Source organism: Methylobacillus methanolivorans (genome assembly GCF_044751345.1).
GTDB lineage: Bacteria > Pseudomonadota > Gammaproteobacteria > Burkholderiales > Methylophilaceae > Methylobacillus > Methylobacillus methanolivorans.
Genome location: NZ_JBIWXY010000001.1, coordinates 637,817 through 658,167, shown reverse-complemented (window position 1 = coordinate 658,167; position 20,351 = coordinate 637,817). Strand labels below are relative to the sequence as shown.

Annotated in this window: 17 protein-coding genes; 7 read left to right on the top strand and 10 right to left on the bottom strand. The window is 51.7% G+C overall.

Translation table 11 applies throughout. The features are described 5' to 3' along the window. Positions 1-3: 3 nt before the first annotated feature. The 5 genes from mutL to tsaE form a co-directional block, all read right to left on the bottom strand. Positions 4-1,845 (bottom strand): DNA mismatch repair endonuclease MutL, encoded by a 1,842-nt coding sequence (gene mutL, locus ACIKP9_RS03020; protein WP_400879125.1) that lies wholly within the window; start codon positions 1,843-1,845, stop codon positions 4-6. Between the two features lie 78 nt (positions 1,846-1,923). After that, the gene (locus ACIKP9_RS03015; RefSeq protein ID WP_230347181.1) at positions 1,924-2,289 is read right to left on the bottom strand and encodes a putative quinol monooxygenase; all 366 of its coding nucleotides are present in this window, start codon (positions 2,287-2,289) and stop codon (positions 1,924-1,926) included. Between the two features lie 71 nt (positions 2,290-2,360). Further along, positions 2,361-3,728 carry an MBL fold metallo-hydrolase RNA specificity domain-containing protein gene (locus ACIKP9_RS03010; protein WP_400879122.1) on the bottom strand — a complete coding sequence of 456 codons (1,368 nt, stop codon included), beginning with the start codon at positions 3,726-3,728 and terminating at the stop codon, positions 2,361-2,363. Between the two features lie 2 nt (positions 3,729-3,730). Further along, on the bottom strand, positions 3,731-5,065 hold the full coding sequence (locus ACIKP9_RS03005) for an N-acetylmuramoyl-L-alanine amidase (RefSeq protein WP_400879119.1): 1,335 nt from the start codon (positions 5,063-5,065) through the stop codon (positions 3,731-3,733). After that, positions 5,035-5,505, bottom strand: a complete 471-nt coding sequence (gene tsaE, locus ACIKP9_RS03000; protein ID WP_400879117.1) for a tRNA (adenosine(37)-N6)-threonylcarbamoyltransferase complex ATPase subunit type 1 TsaE — start codon at positions 5,503-5,505, stop codon at positions 5,035-5,037. The genes ACIKP9_RS03005 and tsaE overlap by 31 nt, the downstream gene beginning before the upstream one ends. Here tsaE and queG point away from each other — a divergent pair, their 5' ends adjacent. The 5 genes from queG to ACIKP9_RS02975 all read left to right on the top strand — a co-directional run bounded on the left by queG (position 5,506) and on the right by ACIKP9_RS02975 (position 10,488). Then, on the top strand, positions 5,506-6,573 hold the full coding sequence (gene queG, locus ACIKP9_RS02995) for a tRNA epoxyqueuosine(34) reductase QueG (RefSeq protein ID WP_400879114.1): 1,068 nt from the start codon (positions 5,506-5,508) through the stop codon (positions 6,571-6,573). A 79-nt stretch (positions 6,574-6,652) separates the two neighbouring features. Beyond that, positions 6,653-8,266, top strand: a complete 1,614-nt coding sequence (locus ACIKP9_RS02990; RefSeq protein WP_400879111.1) for an ArnT family glycosyltransferase — start codon at positions 6,653-6,655, stop codon at positions 8,264-8,266. A gap of 35 nt (positions 8,267-8,301) precedes the next feature. Next, positions 8,302-9,273, top strand: coding sequence for a glycosyltransferase family 2 protein (locus ACIKP9_RS02985; RefSeq protein WP_400879108.1), 972 nt, complete (start codon positions 8,302-8,304; stop codon positions 9,271-9,273). Further along, positions 9,270-9,665, top strand: a complete 396-nt coding sequence (locus tag ACIKP9_RS02980; protein ID WP_400879106.1) for a GtrA family protein — start codon at positions 9,270-9,272, stop codon at positions 9,663-9,665. The genes ACIKP9_RS02985 and ACIKP9_RS02980 overlap by 4 nt, the downstream gene beginning before the upstream one ends. A 1-nt stretch (position 9,666) precedes the next feature. After that, positions 9,667-10,488, top strand: a complete 822-nt coding sequence (locus ACIKP9_RS02975) for a ChbG/HpnK family deacetylase (RefSeq protein ID WP_400879103.1) — start codon at positions 9,667-9,669, stop codon at positions 10,486-10,488. Between the two features lie 32 nt (positions 10,489-10,520). Here the strand turns inward: ACIKP9_RS02975 and ACIKP9_RS02970 are convergent, their stop codons facing one another. After that, the gene (locus ACIKP9_RS02970; protein ID WP_400879101.1) at positions 10,521-11,045 is read right to left on the bottom strand and encodes a hypothetical protein; all 525 of its coding nucleotides are present in this window, start codon (positions 11,043-11,045) and stop codon (positions 10,521-10,523) included. Between the two features lie 235 nt (positions 11,046-11,280). On the opposite strand from ACIKP9_RS02970, the gene ACIKP9_RS02965 reads away from it, so the two are divergent. Together ACIKP9_RS02965 and ACIKP9_RS02960 are read left to right on the top strand one after the other, a co-directional pair. Beyond that, a complete protein-coding gene (locus ACIKP9_RS02965; RefSeq protein WP_400879099.1) occupies positions 11,281-12,888 on the top strand; it encodes a glycoside hydrolase family 17 protein in 1,608 nt (535 codons plus the stop codon). A gap of 42 nt (positions 12,889-12,930) precedes the next feature. After that, positions 12,931-15,513: a glycosyltransferase gene (locus ACIKP9_RS02960; RefSeq protein ID WP_400879097.1), complete on the top strand. Its 2,583-nt coding sequence runs from the start codon at positions 12,931-12,933 to the stop codon at positions 15,511-15,513. 73 nt (positions 15,514-15,586) lie between these two features. On the opposite strand, the gene ACIKP9_RS02955 is transcribed toward ACIKP9_RS02960, so the two are convergent. The 4 genes from ACIKP9_RS02955 to ACIKP9_RS02940 form a co-directional block, all read right to left on the bottom strand. Beyond that, a complete protein-coding gene (locus tag ACIKP9_RS02955) occupies positions 15,587-15,895 on the bottom strand; it encodes a DUF3325 family protein (protein ID WP_400879094.1) in 309 nt (102 codons plus the stop codon). Further along, entirely contained in the window at positions 15,888-17,462 is a 1,575-nt protein-coding gene (locus ACIKP9_RS02950; RefSeq protein ID WP_400879092.1) for a PepSY-associated TM helix domain-containing protein, read from the bottom strand. The genes ACIKP9_RS02955 and ACIKP9_RS02950 overlap by 8 nt, the downstream gene beginning before the upstream one ends. A 28-nt stretch (positions 17,463-17,490) precedes the next feature. Next, positions 17,491-17,742 carry a hypothetical protein gene (locus ACIKP9_RS02945; RefSeq protein ID WP_400879089.1) on the bottom strand — a complete coding sequence of 84 codons (252 nt, stop codon included), beginning with the start codon at positions 17,740-17,742 and terminating at the stop codon, positions 17,491-17,493. A 101-nt stretch (positions 17,743-17,843) separates the two neighbouring features. Then, complete coding sequence (locus tag ACIKP9_RS02940) at positions 17,844-20,291, bottom strand: TonB-dependent siderophore receptor (protein ID WP_400879087.1); 2,448 nt, start codon at positions 20,289-20,291, stop codon at positions 17,844-17,846. Positions 20,292-20,351: the final 60 nt, after the last annotated feature.

Below are 20,351 nucleotides of genomic sequence, written 5' to 3'. Positions count from 1 at the left end.
CCCTTATTTGCCGCGCATGAACATTTTATCCAGTTCACCCATGGTCATTTGGAACCAGGTTGGGCGGCCATGATTGCACTGCCCCGAACGCTCGGTTGCTTCCATGTCGCGGAGCAAGGCATTCATCTCAGGAATGGTGAGAATACGGTTGGCCCGTACAGCAGCATGGCAAGCCATAGTACCCAGCAGCTCATTGCGGCGTTCGGTAAAAGCCCTACTTGCGCCATATTGGCGCAAGTCTGCTAATACGTCCCTCGCCAGCGCGACAGCATCGGCATCCTTGAGCATCACGGGAATGGAGCGTACCGCCAGCGTGGTTGGCGATAGCACGGCAATATCAAAACCAAGCTGGGTCAGGCCATTATCTGGCAGGGCTTGCTGCTCCTGCACGGTCGCTACTTCCAGTCGGTCGGCATGGAAGCTCACTGGCAGCAATAATGGCTGCATCGCCACCCTGCTGGCATCCAGTGCATTTTTAAGTTTTTCATACATGATGCGCTCATGAGCGGCATGCATATCAACGACAATCAGCCCAAGCTTGTTTTGTGACAGGATATAAACGCCATGAATCTGTGCCACGGCAAAGCCCAAAGGAAAATCCTCTCCTTGGGCTACGCCCTGTGCTGGCTGCAGGACTTGAGCAGTATTATCTGGTGTTCCAGTATTCTGGCTTGCTGGCTCGCCATGATTGGCACTTTGAGATTGCAAATTACCAAATAGGGTTTGATAGAACTGGCTTGAGGCCTCATTGGCACGCAGGTCAATATTATTCTGGAAGCGCGGATAATTGATTTCAGGCACTGGCGCTGCCTGCTGCAGCGTCGCCGCAACATCTGGCGTGAGTGAGCTTGGCAAGCCAACAGGCGCTGCCAATGATTTATGAAGTGCATGGAAGATAAAGCGATGTACAGCCTGCCCATCGCGGAATCTCACCTCGGTCTTGCTCGGATGCACATTGACATCAACCAGGGCCGGATCAAGCTCCAGGAACAATACAAATGCCGGGTGGCGATCATGATGCAAGACATCCTGATATGCCTGGCGGATGGCGTGACTGATCAATTTATCACGTACAAAGCGCCCGTTGACGTATACATATTGCGTATCACGCGCATGGCGCGAAAATGTGGGTTTTGCCGCCATACCCCACAACCTGAGGCCGGCAGCGGATTCATCCAGGTAAAATGCCTCAGCGGCAAAATCCTTGCCGAGAATATCCTCAAAACGCTTTTCTGCACTGCCTGTAGCAAGACGCATGATCGCCCGGCCATTGTGCTGCAATAGCAGGCTCACATCCGGGCGGGATAGTGCTACCCGGCGAAAAGCTTCTTCGCAATGACCAAATTCGGTATTTTCGGTCTTGAGGAATTTACGCCGCGCAGGCGTATTGAAATAGAGATCCTGAATATCAACGATAGTGCCGACATCCAGCGCAGCAGGCTCAATGTCGGTTAGAAAGGAGCCTTCGGAGGCGACACGCCAAGCATGCTTTTCATCGGCATGATAGCTAGTGATCTGCGTGCGAGAGATAGCCGCGATACTCGCCAGGGCCTCACCACGAAAGCCAAGACTAGCGACACATTCCAGATCTTCCAGGCTGGCGATCTTGCTGGTGGCGTGGCGCGTCAATGCAAGATTGAGCTCATCGCGCGCAATGCCATTGCCGTTATCACTCACCTTGATTTGCTTGATACCGCCAGATTGCAAGGCCACGGCAATGTCGGTGCTCCCTGCATCAAGGCTGTTTTCCAGGATTTCTTTCAGTGCAGATGCAGGTCGCTCGACTACCTCGCCCGCGGCAATCTGGCTGATGAGTTGGTCTGGTAATAACTTGATGGATGGCATACTGGGGAGGCAGGGTCACTGACGATCAAGCCGCCTATTCTACCTTCAGCATGCCATCTAGGCGAATCTAGCGTCGGCCTACAGTCCGTCGATGAAGCGCAGGTCGTATTTCTTCACATCAACATCGGAAAGCACTTCACTCTCCAGCCCCACTTTTTGTGCCAGCAGATCTACAGGCACAAACTCGGGTGGACGTACCAGCAAGTCATCCGCTACTTGGTGCAATGCCTCGACAGCCTTGCCCTGCAAGTGAGCATCACGACCAAGTTTGCTGCCAAATGTATCGAAAATGACATAGATATTTTCTGCTGCCTTGAAGGCGTACCACGTCTTGGTCTCGTCTTCCTCTTTCACTGTCGGCAGGGTTTGTTTCAGAAAAATTTCAAGCTCCTGGCGCTTTTCAGGCCTGGCTTCCAATTTGATGTACAGCGCATATTTACTCATTGCATCGTTCCTTGATTACCGCATTCACGTACTTTTGATACGCACCTTTTATGCCAGCATGGGTTGGCTGGCTAGGAATGGCCGCGCAGTTCCACCGTTTGTAGATACTCGGGAACTGTTACCTTCCATTTCTTTTCTTCTTCTATCCTGTGTCTGAGTGCATCCGCTGCTACAGGTTCACCATGCACGATAAATGTCTGCTTAGGTGCTTGGGGGCATTGCTCTAGCCAATGCATGATTTCCTGATAGTCCGCATGCGCAGACAAATTATCAATGGAAGCAATCTCTGCACGCATAGGGACATATTCACCATGAATCTTCACGCTTTCAGCCCCGTCCAGCAGCGCTGCTCCACGAGTACCCGCAGCTTGGAACCCGGCAAACAATACCGTGTTGCGTGAGTCAGGGCCTAGTGCCTTGAGATGATGTACCACTCGTCCACCAGAGGCCATACCGCTGGCCGCCAGGATAATGGCAGGCTCGCGCAATTCGTTCAAGGACATTGACTCCTCAATCGTGCTCACCACCTTCGCTACCTTGGCCAACTCCCGGCATTGCGTTGCATTGAGTTTATGCTCGGCATGATGGGTAAGGAAAATCAATGTGGCATCAACCGCCATCGGACTATTCAGGTAAACCGGCAAGTCTGGGATCAAGCCTTCCTGCTTGAGTTTATGGATGTAATACAACACCTCTTGTGCCCGGCCAACGGCAAATACAGGCACCAATACAATGCCGCCGCGCTTGGCTGTACGATTAATAACGGTGGCTAGTTGTGTTTCTGGCGCCGCTTTCTCATGCAGGCGATTACCATAAGTGGACTCAACCACTAAATAGTCAGCAGCCTCTGGCGCTGTAGGCGCGTAGAGCAAAGGATCTTCCATCCGCCCAAGATCACCCGAGAACAGGATAGATGTTTGCTCATCCCTCAACAGCACTGTACATGCGCCAAGAATATGACCAGCAAGTTGGAGCTTGATATGAATGCCGTCCAGAATTTTGGTTTCTTGCCCCAATGGCACCGCTACCAGGTGCTCCAGTGCAGCCTCGGCATCTTCCTTGGTATAAAGCGGCAACGCGGGCTTGTGTTTGGAAAAACCACGCTTGTTGGCATAGCGTGCCTCCTCTTCCTGCAAATGCGCAGAGTCTCGCAGCAAAAGCTGGCACAGCGCCAAAGTCACTTCGCTGCAATACACCTTGCCACGAAAACCCTGCTTCACCAGCAATGGCAGATAGCCGGTGTGGTCGATGTGAGCATGCGTTAATACAACAGCATCAATCGAGGCTGGATCGACAGGCAGTCTTTCCCAGTTTTTCAGGCGTAATACCTTCAAGCCTTGGAACAGGCCGCAATCAATTAAAATACGACGATTGCCACTGGTTACAAGATGCTTGGAGCCAGTCACGGTGCCAGCAGCGCCCAGGAAGGTGATGTTCATGCTTATCTTTCTACCATTCTGGTATTGGCCAAGGGTGGGTTTGCAGCAAGATACTTCTTGATACCCGACAAAATGGAATTCACCAGTTTGTCCTGATGTGCGCCGTCGTTGAGCCTGCGCTCCTCTTCCGGGTTGGTGATGAACGCGGTTTCGACCAGGATGGAAGGAATATCAGGCGACTTCAGCACAGCAAAGCCAGCCTGCTCAACGTGGCGCTTGTGCAAGGTATTGATGGTGCCCATATGATCAAGCACCAATTTACCGAGCTTGAGGCTATCGTTAATCGTGGCGGTTTGCGATAAGTCGAGCAAGGTACGCGCTAGGTTTGGGTCTTTCACGCCCAAGCTTACCCCACCGATCAGGTCTGATTCATTTTCACGCTGCGCGAGCAGTCGCGCCATGGCACTGGTCGCCCCGGTTTCAGACAAGGCGAATACCGACGATCCCCTTGCCTGTGCGCTCAATGCTGCGTCGGCATGGATGGAAACAAACAAGTCAGCCTGCATTTTTCGGGCCTTGACCACGCGACCATGCAGGGGAATGAAGTAATCGCCATCGCGCGTCAATACACCTCGCAGATTAGGCTCCGCATCAATGGCAGCCTTCAACTTCTGAGCAATCGCCAGGGTGACATTTTTTTCGTAAGAGCCCTTGGCTCCCTTGGCCCCAGGATCTTCGCCACCATGTCCCGCATCAATCGCGATAGTGATCATGCGAGCACTGGGCTTTTTATTACTGGGCGGCGCCACAATGACCGATGGCTTGTTCGCCACAGGCGACTCAGGCACTACATCTGGGGAAACATTCGCAATCGCTGGCGACTCCGGGGCAACCTGCAATGCCGGCAAAGGTGCCTGGGCATTGTCTGGCTTGTCGCGTTGCTCCAGCATCGCCATCAATGGGTCTTGGGCCGGATAAATATCCAGCACCAATCTATCGCGATACTCACCGGCAGGTGGCAAAGTAAATACCTGTGGCTTGATTTCAGCCTTGAGATCAACCACGATGCGCACCGTACCCGGCTTGAAATTGCCGACACGTACCTGACGGATGTATGGGTCATTGGGGTTGATCTTTTCACCCAAGCTCTTGAGTACAGCCCCCAGCTCCACATTTTCCAGATCCAGCACCAAGCGCTCAGGGTCTTTCAGCATCACCATATTGTGATTGAGAGGCTTGCTGGTTTCCAACGTGATACGGGTATAGTCTTCGGCAGGCCATACCCGTGCAGCAGCGACCTGCACAATGTCGGCAGCATTAGCAGGCAAAAGGCCTAGAACCAGCGTCCAGACCAGCAACATACAGCTTAGGCAATAAGATTGAGTTTTGTAAGACATTGCTTTCCTGAATCAGTATTGGCGCTTGCTATGACCCGCCTGCCCTCACCTTCAGGCTGGAGACGGATATCGATATCAGGCGCAGGTAAAAGCTCTTGCGCCTTTTCCGGCCATTCGACCAGGCATAGGGACTCTGGATTGAAATAATCTCTGAATCCGGCAGCGTCCCATTCTTCCGGATCAACAAATCTGTATAAATCAAAGTGATATAAGTTTAATCTAGAAACGGTGTAAGGTTCAACCAGTGTGTAGGTCGGGCTTTTGACCTTGCCTGCATGTCCAAGGGCTCGCAACAGGCCACGCACCAGGGTTGTTTTGCCTGCGCCCAAGTCGCCATGCAGGTAAATATTAGTTCCCGGCGTCAGCACCTCGGCAAGCTTGCCACCAAATGCCAGCGTAGCTGCCTCATCGGCCAAGGCCAGTGTAAAATTCTCGTTCATATGTCTCAAACTTTAAACAACTTGGAAACTCTCGCAGCGGATATCAAGCGCTGGGGGCTGGAGCTGGGCTTCGGCCAGGTCGGTATCACCGATACAGACCTCTCTGCTGCCGAACCGCGCCACCAGGAATGGATTGCGCAAGGTTTTCATGGTGCCATGGATTATATGGCAAAACATGGCGAGAAACGCACACGCCCTGCGGAATTGGTGCCCGGCACCATTCGCATCATTTCTGCCCGCATGGATTACATGGCGCCGGCAGCACGTGATAGTGAAGAGGTGATGCAGCAATCTGAACTCGCGTTTATTTCGCGCTATGCCTTGGGACGCGACTATCACAAGGTGCTGCGCAACCGCCTGCAACAACTGAGCGACAAAATAGCACAACAAGTAGGTGAATTCGGTTATCGCGTATTTACCGACAGCGCTCCGGTGCTTGAGGTTGAGCTGGCGCAGAAAGCGGGCTTGGGCTGGCGTGGCAAACACACCTTATTGCTATCAAGGAACGCGGGCTCCTGGTTTTTCCTCGGCGAAATCTATACCGACTTGCCACTGCCTATAGATGAGCCCAGCTCGGGACATTGCGGCAAATGCACAGCCTGTCTTGATATTTGTCCGACACAAGCGATTATCGAGCCTTACAAAGTAGATGCCAGGCGCTGTATCTCTTATCTCACGATTGAGCTCAAGGACAGTATTCCCGAATCATTGAGGCCACTGATTGGCAACCGTGTCTATGGTTGTGATGATTGTCAACTGACTTGCCCCTGGAATCGTTTTGCGCAATTGACTCAGCAAGCTGATTTTCAAGTACGCCACGGCCTGGATAACATTAGCCTGGTGGAGTTGTTCAAGTGGGACGAAAAGACCTTTATGGAAAAAATGGCAGGCAGTGCCATCTACCGTATCGGCCATACACAATGGTTGCGCAATATCGCGGTGGGACTGGGTAATGCGGCAACCTCTCCCGAGGTGATCCAGGCGTTGGAGTGCCGGCGCAACGACCCTTCTGAACTGGTTCGTGAACACGTGGCCTGGGCGTTGGAACAACATGCAAAACAGCGATGAAAATTATTTATTCAACCGTATTAAAAAAATCTGGCCCGATTGTATAATCGCCGGTCCAAATTTGAATAAAGATCGGCACATGTTCACGCCATCCGTGTTTCGCCGTTTGAGCCTAGCGCTGTTTGCAGCCCTGGGCCTTTTTATTGCCTTTACCTTCTTCCAGTATGGCATTAGCAACGATGAGGAAGTGCAGCATATCTATGGCCGCCTGCTGCTGGATTTTTATAGCTCTGGCTTCACAGACCGATCTGCATTCGAGTACCGCAACCTCTTCCTTTATGGTGGCCTGTTCGACCTGATTGCTGCGCTACTTGAGCGCATATTGCCTATCTGGGTCTGGGATATGCGCCACCTGCTATCTGCCCTGTTCGGGTTGGCTGGGATTATCGCTTCCTACAAGATTGCACGCCGCCTGGGGGGAGAGCGTGCAGGCTTCTTCACGGTTTTATTGCTGGCAATTACTGGTGCCTGGTCTGGTGCCATGTTTACACACACCAAGGATGTGCCTTTTGCTACGTGTATGGCCTGGGCCTTGTATTACACCATGCTGATCATGGAAAAACTGCCGCGCCCACCGCTCAAGCTGGCCATCAAGCTGGGCGTTGCCATCGGCTGTGCGCTGGGACTGCGTATTGGTGGCGCTTTTGCCGTTATCTACTTGTTCTTGTTATTGGGCCTCGCAGGGCTTGTTCAGGTAAAAGGCTGGCAAGCACGTCTGCGCTATTGGCTGAATAGCGTCATTCACCTGATACCGGCAGGTGTTGTTGCCTTGATCCTGATGGCGATCTTCTGGCCATGGGGCGTAATGTCACCTGAAAACCCACTGCTGGCAGCCAAGTCTTTCTCACATTTTGCATTCAGCATGCTCACGATCATGGATGGCCGAGTCATGCCGATTGGCGATGTGCCTCGCTATTACCTACCCGCCTACCTCCTGGTCCGCTTGCCGGAAATCTTCCTGCTGGGATTGCTCGGCTTGGTGGTGGTTGCCGCGACTCGCTTGCACAGGCTATCTATTCACAAGGATAAGTTCTTGCCTTGGCTAGCGCTGGTCATTGCTGCCGTGTTCCCGATCGCCTTCAACGTAATTGATAAACCCGCTTTATATAACGGCATTCGCCACTTCACCTTTGTTGTACCGCCGATTGCCGTATTGGCAGGCCTGGGCCTTTCATTGAGCTGGGATACCTTGCATGCTTTCCCTCGCCTGCGCAAAGGGCTCACCGTCGGTTGCGCCGCATTATGCCTATTAACGCTTGCCACGCTTTGGCGCTTGCATCCTTACGAATATATCTACTACAACAACCTTGCCGGCTCCATGGCCGAGGCTGAGGAAGAATGGGAAGGCGATTATTGGTCCAGCAGCCTGCGCGAGGCTGCAGACATCTTGGAAGAGGAAATCTCCAGCAAGCCTAGGCGCGATGCCAATGGTGAGATCGTGCCTTACTTGGTGGCTGTGTGTGCCGAGAACATTCAGGGGACAGCATACCTGGACAACCGTTTCACCGTGACCAAGAACTGGGAAGCGGCCGACTTTTACCTTTCCACCACCAATATGGGCTGTGATGATGTCATGAAAGGCACGACGATTGGTGAAGTGGAACGCATGGGAGTAGTGCTGGCAGTTGTTAAAGACAGGCGCCAATTGCTGGCTCACCAGCGTAAGCCGCGCATCCCGGGTAGCGCCCATTAAACTCACAACTACCGTTCAGACGCGAGGGCGTATTGATGACAACAGATCGTAGCCAATCCAATCCACATATCAGCGTAATCATTCCTGCTTATAACGAAGCAGCTGCGATTACATCAACCGTGGAAAACATTGCCAACCAGCTCGCCACGCTCAGTCCGCATTGGGATATCGTCGTCATTGACGACGGCAGTCGTGACCAGACTGCCGATATTGTCAGGGTGCTGCCAGCTTATTTGCGTACGACACTAGTTCGTTTTTCACGCAATTTTGGCAAGGAGTACGCGATTAGTGCAGGGCTGGAATATGCCAGTGGCGATATCGTGATCTGCATGGATGCAGATGGCCAGCACTCCTCTGCCTTGATCAACGACATGCTGGACAAGTGGCGCGAGGGATATGACATGGTTTACGCCGTGCGCCAGGATCGCAAGGTTGAGTCGCACTTCAAGCTATGGGGATCTCGCGTTTTTTACGGCATCATGACGCTGGGCGAGCGTATCAGCATTCCACGTGATGCCGGTGATTTTCGCCTCATGAACCGCAATGTCGTGGATGCCTTGCGTAAACTACCCGAACGTAACCGCTTCATGAAGGGCATGTATGCCTGGGTGGGTTACAAATCCATCGGCATTCCCTATACCCCGCTACCTCGCAGCCATGGCGTGAGCACTTTCTCCCGCCTCAAGCTCATGCAGCTAGCCTGGACAGGTATCACCAGCTTCTCTGTCATCCCATTGCGCCTGGCTAGCGCGGTAGGTGGCCTACTGGCCTTGCTGGCTTTCGTCTACGGTATCTGGGTGATCCTGGAAAAAATGTTCTTCCACGAGTCCATCCCGGGCTGGCCTACCGTTGTTGCCAGCTTGATGTTTTTTTCCGGCGTACAACTCCTGTTCATCGGCATCCTCGGTGAATATATCGCCCGTATTTACGACGAAGTAAAGGGTCGCCCAACTTATATTGTTGCCGAAGTTGCCATCCCTCAACCTGAGGAACCATCACAGGCATGAGCGCTGCCTCACATGCACGCTCGGCATACTGGTTTACCCTCGTCGGTGCCGTGGCGGCCTTAGTGCATTATGGCAGTGCCATCTTTTTTGAAGGTTGCTTACAAATAAGTCCCAGCAATGCCAACCTCTTTGCATTCCTGCTGGCTTTTCCGGTGAGCTATATCGGGCATCACACCCTGTCCTTTGCCGGTAGTCGACAACTGCATAGACATGCCTTGCCCCGCTTTCTGCTGGTAGCTTGTACTGGTTTTATTGGCAATCAAGTCCTCTTGCTGAGCTTGTTGCAATTCACGCGATTGCCATTCTGGCTGGCACTGGCAATCGTCATGATTATCGTGGCAGTATCGACCTATTTACTAAGCCGCTTCTGGGCCTTCAAACAAGGAGTTTAAGATGGCCACTCCATTGATACTTAGTGCTGATGATTATGCCCAGTCTGCAGACATCGACCATGGCATTCTCAAGCTGATCCGCCTGGGCCGCCTCACCGCGACTTCCTGCCTCAGCCTCAGTCCGCGTTGGCATGAAGCGGCGGCTGCAATTAGCCCAGATATCCGCCAACAGGCAGATATAGGCTTGCACCTGGACTTCACCCAATTCTCTTACCCGCTCAGACTCTCACACCCACAGTTGGTGATCCGCAGCCTGCTCAGGCAACTGAGTCATAAGCAAATACAAGCCACGATCAGATTGCAATTGGATGCTTTTGAGAAAGAAATCGGTAGCGCGCCCGATTATATTGATGGCCATCAGCATGTGCACCAACTCCCGCAAATCCGTGATGCATTGCTGAGCGAACTGCAATCCCGCTATTCAGGCAAGCTGCCATGGCTCAGGATTTCACACCCAGCCCATGATGGCCTGAAGGGGCTTGTCATCTCGGCATTAGGCAGCAGCACGATGCGTAAGCTGGCGCTCAAGCGCGGATTTTCTACCACGCGTACCTTGCTCGGGGTGTATGGCTTCAACAGCAATGCCGAGAACTACCTTGAACAACTCAATCAATGGCTTGCAGTAGTTGCTAACGGCAATGCAAAAGGTCAGCCATACGCACTCATGTGCCACCCTGGGCTAGTGAGTGCAGATCAGACTGACCCTATCGGCCAGGCCCGCCCAATTGAGTATGAAGTATTAGCAGGTCATGCTTTTAACGAGCGCTTAGCCGCTCTGAACATCATGCCTGTGAAAGGCAGTGAGTTGTTTGCCAAGGCATAACAAAACAGGCCCATAAGGGCCTGTGATTTTATTTATTGCGCCTTGCTGCTGCGGGGTGTGGTTGCGGCGGGCTTGGGTGGGGATTTATCTTGGCTTTTCTTTTCCAGAGCCTGCTTTTCCTCCGGGCTTAGCACCTTCATGACACATTCTTCTGTGCCATAGCTGCCGCCGCTGTCATCGGGCTCGAAATACTCCTTGCGAAAGCTCCATCTATCTTTGCCAACCTTCTTGATCGTGGCAAGGCCAGTGCTATGATCGACGTTGTTTTTCTTGTCGCGGATATTGAAGCTGATCGCCATGCGATTACCCACAACCACGGCTTGACCATGGTAAACCGTGGAATTCACGGTTTCAGTTTCATAATAATAAGCGCCAAACTTGCCATGGCTGCTGACGCGGTTGAGGCGCAAGGCAACGACTAGATCATAAGCACCAATAGCGGAGTTTTCACCCTTGCACTCATAAAGACCTGTGTAATTGACGCCGGTAAACGCTGGTTTTGCTTGTGCCAAACTGGAAAAAGCCAGCATGGCGGAGACGATGATTACTTTTTTCATCCGAAGGACTCTGAATTATTGTTGCAATAGCGGTCTATTGTAACGCGTATATATGTCATCTCTGCAAGCATGCACAAATATTTCATGGGCTATCTGGCGAGATTGCCACCTCTCAACACCCTGCATTTTTTGTATTTGCGGACGAGGTGATTTAATATAGCTGCGTCGCAAAACCATTGATCAAACAATACTCTCGCGACACTCAACCATACCAACAGACTCTCAAAATTCAACCATGCTAAAAACTGCGGCCTTGTGGCGTTACAGTATTTTCAATTTTCTACTCATTGCTTTCCTCGCACATTGGTTCTGGCAACAAAACCAGCCTGTGGCGCTCACTGAACCCGAACTGCCTGCCAATGGCAAGCTTAACTGTGTTTCCTACGCACCTTATTATGGCGAAGGCGAAACGCCCTTTATTGCGACTACCGTGGCGGAGAAATCTAGGGTAGAGCAGGATTTGCGCCTGCTTTCCAAACGTTTTGATTGCGTTCGCACGTACTCGGTCAATCAAGGGCTGGATTATGTGCCCGAGGTAGCCGCCAAGCTAGGTATGAAGGTCTTGCTTGGCGCATGGATAGGCTACACCAAGCTTGAGAACGACAAGGAGTTCGAGCGAGCAATCGAGCTGGCAAACCGCTATCCCGACACGGTCAAGGGGCTGATCATTGGCAATGAGGTACTGCTGCGCAAAGAGCAGACTGAAGAAGTCATGCTGGCTTACCTGCAAGAAGCACAACAACGCACTGAAGTGCCTGTCACCTATGCCGATGTATGGGAATTCTGGCTCAAGCATCCCCGCCTCGAACAAGCCGTAGACTATATTACCGTGCATGTGCTGCCTTACTGGGAAGATGATCCGCAAAGCGTAGACAATGCCATTCAGCATGCAGAAAATGTCATGGATAAGCTGGGCCACACCTTTACCAAGCCTTTGTTTATCGGTGAAACCGGCTGGCCTTCTGTCGGCAAGCAGCGCAATGCCTCTGTGCCCAGCTTGGTTAATCAAGCATCTTACTTACGCCAGTTTATCCAGGTCGCTCACGATAAAGGTTGGCACTACAACCTGATTGAGGCAATAGACCAACCCTGGAAGCGTGATCTCGAAGGTACGGTCGGTGGTTACTGGGGGCTGTACGATACGAAGCTGAATAGCAAGTTTGACTTCAAAGGTCCAGTGGCTGAGCGCCAGGATGGCGTAAAACCGCTGATCTGGGGTTTTGCAGGCCTGATCATTTTCGTCATCCTCACCTTGGCACGTAAGGAAAACAGGTTGCCAGCCTTGCTGGCGACTGGCTCGCTGGGTGCTCTGACGGGTGCTACGGCTTATGTGCAGTGGGGATACCTGATTGCGGCTTGTCGCGATACAACGGAGTGGGCTGTCTTGATCGGCATTAGCCTGGTTGGCATCATTGCCCTGCTCAACATCCCATCGTTGATCACACGCGGGCAAAACAAGCTTGCACACAGCCTACTGTTTATCCTTGTGATGGCCGGCATGATAACGAGCTTCCTCCTAATCCCCAAGATGAGCTTCATTCCGCGAGACGTTGAGCTACACCCCATGATTGGGCACATCATTTACATGATGGATGGCCGTTATCGCAATTTCCCGCTGGCATTGTATGCCCTTCCTGCATTGCAATATGCCATTGGTTTCAGCCTGCTCGGGCTACTGCATCGCACTACGTTCGGGCGCTATCGTAAACTCAATATTGTTGCTCTGATTACGGCACTGATTTGCTTGATATTGGAACCGTTGAACACACATGCACTCTTATGGCTAGGCGTGATCATCTTGCTGGCCTATGCAAGTTGGCCACGCAAGGGAGCCAGGGTTTGAGGGGGCATCTGGCATCATCAGTGAAAAATAAAAGACAAGCATATGAAATTTATCAATAAATATAGCAAAGCCCTTTTTATTGCCTTGGCAGTCACACTGCTGCATTTCGGCATCTGGGAAGTCATCAATCGCGCACTGCCATTGATTGATGCGCCCCCTATCGTCAATGGCTTTGCTTACAGTGGATACCAGATTGGGCAAAGCCCACAGGAGCGTAAATACCCCAGCACTGCTGAGATATTGAAAGACCTGGAGCTGATGAAGAAGTACACCAACCGCATCCGTATCTACGGCGCGTTGGAAAACCCTGAAACCACCGCTCTGGCTGCCCGCCTTGGGCTTAAAGTCACCGCAGGTGCCTGGCTGGGTCCAGATCACGATGACAACAAGCGTGAACTAGATGCCCTGCTGGCCAGGACAGCGGTCTACCCCAATATTGAGCGCATTATTGTTGGTAACGAAGCGATCTTGCGCGGCGACCTCACAGCCGATGAAATGGTTGCCTATCTCGAAGAAGCCAAGCGTACAGCACGCGTACCAGTATCGACTGCAGAGCCATGGCACGTCTGGCTACGGTACCCTCAATTGGTCAAGCATGTCGATTTCATTACCGTGCACTTGCTGCCTTACCATGAAGGCCTACCCGCCGAAAAGGCCGTAGATTACGCACTTGAGCGCTATCACGAGCTGCTGGACAAGTATCCACGCAAGAAAATCGTGATCGGCGAAATCGGCTGGCCAAGCAAGGGACCAACTATTGATGCCTCGGTTGCATCTAACGTCAACCAAGCACGGTTTGTACGCGAATTCCTGGCCAAAACCGCCCATGAGCCTTTCGACTATTACCTGATGGAAGCGATCGATCAGCCATGGAAAGTCAAGATCGAAGGTTGGGCTGGTGCATATTGGGGCATGTTTGATGCCGAGCGCCAGGAAAAGTACTCCCTGCATGGCGCAGTACCCAAAGATCTACGCTGGGTTTCCAAAGCACTATGGGGTTCGATTCTAGCCTTCCTGCCGATATTGTTCCTGGCCGTACGATTCCGTAGCTGGGGCACAGGCGCACAGGTATCCCTGGCTGTATTGCTGCAAGCCTGTATTACCGTCTTGGTTGTGACCTGGAACCTGCCGGGTGATTACTATTATTCATTGCGTGACATGATCATCCTTGTGGGGCTTATTCTCGCCCTGCTGATGACCACAGCCGTACTGATGACCTATGCCGTTGAATTCAGTGAGGTCATGTTCAAGGGCTACTGGATTCGCGCCTACAAGCCTGCTGCACCCGTGCCAGCGGAAAAAGAGGCGTTTGTCTCCATTCACCTAGCTTGCTACAACGAACCGCCGGAAATGGTGATTGCCACCATAGAAAGCCTGGTCGAGCTTGACTACACCAATTACGAAGTGCTGGTGATTGACAACAATACCAAGGATGAAAGCAAGTGGAAGCCTGTGGAAGAATACATGGCCAAGCTACCCGACAACTTCAAGTTCTACCACCTGCCGCAATGGCCGGGCTTCAAGGCTGGAGCGCTTAATTTTGCCTTGCAGGAAACCGACCCCAGAGCAGAAGTCGTTGGCGTAGTAGATGCCGATTACGTCGTCACGCGCGATTGGCTGGCTGTGTTGATTCCTCATTTCGCTGATCAAGGCGTTGCCGTGGTGCAAGCACCACAGGCACACCGCGAGTTTGAGAACAACTTCTTCCGCCGCATGAGCAATTGGGAGTTTGAAGGCTTCTTCCGCATCGGCATGCATCACCGCCATGAGCGTAATGCCCTTATCCAGCATGGCACCATGACATTGGTACGTCGCAACGCCCTGGTTGATCTCGGCGGCTGGTCTGAGTGGTGCATCTGCGAAGATACCGAGCTAGGCTTGCGCTTGCTCGAAGGCGGTTACGAGTTGCGTTATATTGACCGTGTCTTTGGGCGCGGCCTGACTCCGGCCAACTTTGAAGCATTGAAATCACAGCGCTTCCGTTGGGCATTTGGTGCGATGCAGATCCTCAAGCACCACTTGCCAAAATTGCTCGGCAAATCCACGCTCAGCTTCGGTCAACGCTACCACTTCCTGACCGGCTGGCTAAGCTGGCTGGGTGACGGCCTGCAATTGATCTTCACCATGAGCTCCATTGGCTGGACCCTGGCCATGCTGGCCTTCCCCAAGTCGTTCAGCCTGCCGGTCTCCATCATGCTGACACCGGTGCTGTGCTTCCTTGTGGTCAAGGGCGCATTAGGCCCCATCCTGTATCGCAAAACCATGAAGGACTGCAAATGGTCTGACATCCTGGGAGCATCGCTAGCAGGCCTTGGTCTTTCGCATACCATCGCACGCGGCATCATGATGGGCCTGATCCAGAAGCGTGGCGTATTCAAGACCACCAACAAGGGCAAGGCAGTCAAGGGTAGTATTTTCGGCCTGCTCACACCAATCCGCGAAGAAGTGCTGCTACTGCTGGCACTGATTGTTGCTGCTGGTGCCATGCTTTACTCCCGCGGCTTCAGCAACCTGGATGCGCAGCTTTGGGTGACTATGCTGACCTTGCAATCCATGCCTTACTGGAGCACCCTGGCCTGCCAGATCATCGCGCAATTGCCTGATAGCAAGCCTGAACAAGCCTAGCGTTTATTACAGGCAAACAAAAACGGCGGCGAGATACACATCTCACCGCCGTTTTTTTATGACCAATCCATCTTCAAGATAGCCGCCTCGCCCACCATCGCAACCAAGCCGGCTTCCACGCCAGGGTCAGCGCAACCATCATGGCGGCCAAACTCAGCTGTATGACACCCAGCAAGGAGCCAAAACTGGCACCATCTGCCACCCAGTTCGCCACCATACTCAGCAATAACAAACCAGCACCCAGCAGGCGTGCTTGCTTGAATCGAGCAACCATAGTCACATTGACCGTTAATCTATGCTTTTCCTGCGACAAGGCCAAACTGGCCCAGCCTAAATAGGCAGCAGCCAGCCCGATAGCATGTATCCACATAGTATTACTCATGTTTGCCCAGCCCTATGCTGGAGGATGAAGTTGGCGTAGCTTTCTTGTGCTGGCTAGTGCTCTTGCGCTGCCCCAGCTTCAAAGCCGCATAAGCGGCCAGAATAGCGCCGAGCAATAAAACAACATCCATACCCGCCGTCGCATAATCGTGTCCTGCCAAGCTGTGCCATAGCGGCGTGCCAGTCGTCACTGCGTTGGAGGCAATGGTGAATAATGCCAACAGACTTATTAGCCATGCCTGCTCACGCCATGCTGCACGGCTACGCAACCAAGCATGAGCAAAGGTGGCAAGCCAACTTAAATAGAATACCCAGGCTTCAAGTGCATCACGCTCATAGCCCTGCAGGGCTGCGTTTGCAGGCAACCATCGATTAGCCAGTAAAAACATCAGCGTGGCGATGATGATACCTGTGACACTACCTATGGTCAGGCCTTGCACGATCACTACACCTTTCAAGCCTTGCTTGGCATGACGAACGCGACGCGCCTCCAGCCAGAACAAGAAACCGGTGGCAATCAATATGCATCCCGACAGGCCAGCGAGGAAATACAACCAGCGTAATGGCCAATGATTGAATTGGATGAAGTGCATTCCCGCGATATAGCGTTGAACTGTCAGCACGGGTTTGGCTTCGAAGCGGCTCAAAACTTCTCCAGAAATCCCATCGAAATAAATGGTATCAAGATTCATGGTGACATCTTGCTCATAGGAGCGACGGATTTCGACATAGGCATGAGCGTCCCCCGCATTACGCACACGCAAGAAATAAGGCTGCCCCCCACCCCACAGCTGGCTCGCCTGCGCCAACATGGCATCCAGCGATGCTAGCTGACCAGGTTTACCTGCTGGCTTGATGTCATAGCGCCCAGTCATTTCAACCTCATAAGCCGCCTTATCACCCGCATAAACCAGCTTATTGGTATTAGGAAAATACGTGGCAGCAAAAATGATCAGGCCAGACAATGTGATCACGAAATGAAAAGGCAAGGCCAACACACCGCTCAGGTTATGCAAATCCAGCGCTGAGCGCTGCATCGCTTTTTGCGGACGGAAAGTGAAGAAATCCGTGAATATCTTTTTGTGAATAATCACGCCTGAAACCAGCAGCACCAACATCCCCATCGCGGCAAGGCCAACTATCCAGTACCCCAACTTCAGCCATTGGATATGCAAGCGAAAATGAAATGGAAAGAAAAACCCGGTCGCGCCCAAGGTGTAGCGCTCATCCGTGATTTCTCCATTATGCGGATTGATATAACGCCGGATATTATCACCCTGCTCAGTGCGATAACGTAACGTAAACACTGGGGCACGCTCACTAGGCAGTGTGACACCCCACTGATTACCAGATAGCTTACTTGTCTCAATCAGAGGCAAGACGACTTTATCTAGCGATACCGCGGCATCCGGCATACTTACCCGCGTTGTAGGCATCATCCAGCGGTCAATTTCCTTGTCAAACACAGACAAGGTCCCCATCCAGAAGATCGCAAACAACACACTACCCAGCACAACGCCTGCCCAGGTGTGCAACAGCGCCATGGATTTACGCAAAGAAGGTTCCATCAGCAATGATCAACAATACAAACAGCGGTCATCTACTGAACTGGTCAGCCAGCAGATAAAGTAAACAGGGAAACAGGCACAACACCATGAAGAGACGCAACAAGCGGCGCTCGGCAAATGCCCATAGAAGAATGACAAGGTAAATCAGGAAAGCCAACAAGGCACTGGCAACGACGGCTTCGCTACGGAGCATGCCTAACTTGGCCAAGCCCAGTGCGAGAAACTGGACAATCACAGCACTCAAAGCATAACCTCCGATGATGATCGTCAGAATGCGCATGAATACCATCATAGGGAAGAAATTGCCTACTAAATGAGAGGTATTTATTATAACTCAGATAACCACCACATTCGGAATGTGGTGGTCATGGTGAGCACTCGTTAAAAATCTACTGTCGCAGAGAGTAGCAATGTGCGTGGTGTAGAAATAGTCAAACCTCCAGACGCTGAAGCCCAGTAACTGCGGTCAAACAGATTTTCCACATTTGCCCTCAAGGTGATGGGATGACCGTTTGCAGAAGTTACATACCGCGCACCGATATCAAATCGTATCCAATTCGGTACTTTCTGGGTATTTGCATTATCAAGGTACTGAGAACTGCTATAGAGTGTACGCGCAGTCAATGTCAGACCTTCGTAAAATGGCGTATCCCATTCCATTCCCAAATTGACGTTTGCACGGGAGGTTGCGGGAGACCTTGCGCCATCATTGGTACCGTTAACTGTTTTGGTCAGTTTACTGTCTAGCAACATAATACCCCCCAGCGTTCTTAACCCCTTCACCGGCTCGCCAAAAATATTCCACTCCAAACCAACATTACGCTGCTCCCCATTCAGACCAAAAATACGGTTTTCCGTAAAAGCGTTTGGCTGCTCAATACGAAACAGGCTGAATGTATTAGCAAAACGTCCATTATCAATCTTCACCCCAGTTTCCACTTGTTTGGATTTTATCGGTGGCAACACCTCACCTGGGTTGTTCACTGTAGCATTGGTTGGCGCAGTACCCCCAGGAGATAAGCTTTCCATGTAGTTAGCATAAATGGACACATTGTCCTGTAGCTTGAATACCACTGCCGCAGCTGGTGTCAAGGCTTGCTGGTTATAGTGCTGGCTACGGATTTCACTAGCATTGAAGGTGTCAACCTGTACACGCTGGGAACGAGCTCCTATAACCACGAGTAAACGATCATCTAAGATTGATATGGCGTCGGTCAGAGCAATACTTTCCAAGTCAGACAATCCGGATTTTGGCGTGTGTTGAGAAAACCCTTGAGTATTGGGGCGAGTAGTTCTCGTTGGCGAGTAGATATTGGAATTACTACTACCAGATAGGTTATAGATGCGATTACCAAACACCTGACGATACTTGGACATGCCCAATGTAACAGTATGCGCTAATGGTCCGGTGCTAAACTTGGAGCGTAGCCCTGCCTCTGCACTGAACACACGCTCGTCTCTATAGAACAAGCTGGGATCTGTTGCAAAATTACCTAGCGCATCAATATCTGGATTCGAGCGTAGAAATGCATTTTCACCCTTTCTTCCACCAATGGCGGCATAGCCGTTAAAGTGCGGAGTGAAATCATATTCCGCGCGCAAGGCTGCATAGGTATCCTTGGTATTTGTGTATGTCCACCGGGGCGCAAAGTTGCGATCTATCCTCTTGGCATCAGGCACTATGCTGGTATCCAGGCTTACCCTTTCAGGAGGTGCATCAATATTCCGTTGTTGGTACCCTGCATCCAGCGACAGTTTTAATTGGGCACCTTTATAGTCAATCGCTACCGTACCAACCGTTTGTTCAGTCGACTGATGATCAAATGCGGTTTCACCAGGTGTGCGATAAGCACCATTTACTCTGATGCCAACGCTATTGTCTGGGCCAAATCTGCGTCCAAGATCAAGGTGTGCACCTAACTGCTCCTTGCTGGCAAAACTTGTCGTGAGTTGATTGATGTTTTTATCGGTAGCTCGCTTAGGTACGATATTGATTGCCCCACCGACAGCGCCAGTAGGAGCCATGCCATTAAGCAAGGTGCTTGCCCCCTTTAACACTTCGACTCTCTCTATGGATTCTGCGGCTACCGCATAAGAAGGTACTACACCATACAACCCATTAAGCGCTAAATTACTGCTGGGCAAATTAAAGCCACGCACCGTGAACTGATCAAACCGTCCACCTCTAGCATTAGTGCTACGGACAGAAGGATCATTGGCAATAATGTCAGCCACTGTTGTTGCCTGCTGGTTCTGTATCAGTTCTCGTGTATAACTTGTGATGCTAAAAGGCGTATCCATGAAATCACGATTACCTAAAATGCCTGCCCTAGCTCCACTTGCCACCTGTCCACCGTTATAAACTTGTGGCAACTCCTCTACAGATTCACTTTGTCTCCCGGCCTTTACCTTCACCTCAGGCAAACTCCCACCTTGCTGTAACTGTGTGCTAGGTAGCTTGCGCAGGCCCCAAGTGCCATTTTCACGCACGACTTGATCCAAGCCAGTGCCCTGCAATAACTTGCTGACGGCCTGTTTGGCAGTGTAATTACCTTGCAAGCCACTGCTTTGCTTGCCAGACACCAGCTCAGGCTCAAACGAAATGAGGATGCCAGCTTGTTGGGCAAACTCAGCCAAGGCATCTTCCAGGGAACCCGCAGCTATCTTGTATTGTTGTTGGCGTTCTGCCGCAATATTTTCTTGGGCATAGGTAATTGGTGAAAAAGTGCTGCCCAATGCCAGCACAACCAAGGCGTGGCATACAGTCTGCCGGATTTTATGCTGGGATGATGGTAGACCGGAAGATTGTTCCGGCAGTTGGTATGTCATGATGGTTTCCTCAATCAAAATGAAGTGGTTCAACTGACATACCGAAGCAAAAATAAAAAA

What these genes read in the sequence shown, in the direction of transcription:
- mutL (WP_400879125.1), bottom strand. Translation starts at nt 1,845, where the DNA reads ATGCCATCCATCAAGTTATTACCAGACCAACTCATCAGCCAGATTGCC.
- ACIKP9_RS03015 (WP_230347181.1), bottom strand. Translation starts at nt 2,289, where the DNA reads ATGAGTAAATATGCGCTGTACATCAAATTGGAAGCCAGGCCTGAAAAG.
- ACIKP9_RS03010 (WP_400879122.1), bottom strand. Translation starts at nt 3,728, where the DNA reads ATGAACATCACCTTCCTGGGCGCTGCTGGCACCGTGACTGGCTCCAAG.
- ACIKP9_RS03005 (WP_400879119.1), bottom strand. Translation starts at nt 5,065, where the DNA reads ATGTCTTACAAAACTCAATCTTATTGCCTAAGCTGTATGTTGCTGGTC.
- tsaE (WP_400879117.1), bottom strand. Translation starts at nt 5,505, where the DNA reads ATGAACGAGAATTTTACACTGGCCTTGGCCGATGAGGCAGCTACGCTG.
- queG (WP_400879114.1), top strand. Translation starts at nt 5,506, where the DNA reads ATGTCTCAAACTTTAAACAACTTGGAAACTCTCGCAGCGGATATCAAG.
- ACIKP9_RS02990 (WP_400879111.1), top strand. Translation starts at nt 6,653, where the DNA reads ATGTTCACGCCATCCGTGTTTCGCCGTTTGAGCCTAGCGCTGTTTGCA.
- ACIKP9_RS02985 (WP_400879108.1), top strand. Translation starts at nt 8,302, where the DNA reads ATGACAACAGATCGTAGCCAATCCAATCCACATATCAGCGTAATCATT.
- ACIKP9_RS02980 (WP_400879106.1), top strand. Translation starts at nt 9,270, where the DNA reads ATGAGCGCTGCCTCACATGCACGCTCGGCATACTGGTTTACCCTCGTC.
- ACIKP9_RS02975 (WP_400879103.1), top strand. Translation starts at nt 9,667, where the DNA reads ATGGCCACTCCATTGATACTTAGTGCTGATGATTATGCCCAGTCTGCA.
- ACIKP9_RS02970 (WP_400879101.1), bottom strand. Translation starts at nt 11,045, where the DNA reads ATGAAAAAAGTAATCATCGTCTCCGCCATGCTGGCTTTTTCCAGTTTG.
- ACIKP9_RS02965 (WP_400879099.1), top strand. Translation starts at nt 11,281, where the DNA reads ATGCTAAAAACTGCGGCCTTGTGGCGTTACAGTATTTTCAATTTTCTA.
- ACIKP9_RS02960 (WP_400879097.1), top strand. Translation starts at nt 12,931, where the DNA reads ATGAAATTTATCAATAAATATAGCAAAGCCCTTTTTATTGCCTTGGCA.
- ACIKP9_RS02955 (WP_400879094.1), bottom strand. Translation starts at nt 15,895, where the DNA reads ATGAGTAATACTATGTGGATACATGCTATCGGGCTGGCTGCTGCCTAT.
- ACIKP9_RS02950 (WP_400879092.1), bottom strand. Translation starts at nt 17,462, where the DNA reads ATGGAACCTTCTTTGCGTAAATCCATGGCGCTGTTGCACACCTGGGCA.
- ACIKP9_RS02945 (WP_400879089.1), bottom strand. Translation starts at nt 17,742, where the DNA reads ATGCGCATTCTGACGATCATCATCGGAGGTTATGCTTTGAGTGCTGTG.
- ACIKP9_RS02940 (WP_400879087.1), bottom strand. Translation starts at nt 20,291, where the DNA reads ATGACATACCAACTGCCGGAACAATCTTCCGGTCTACCATCATCCCAG.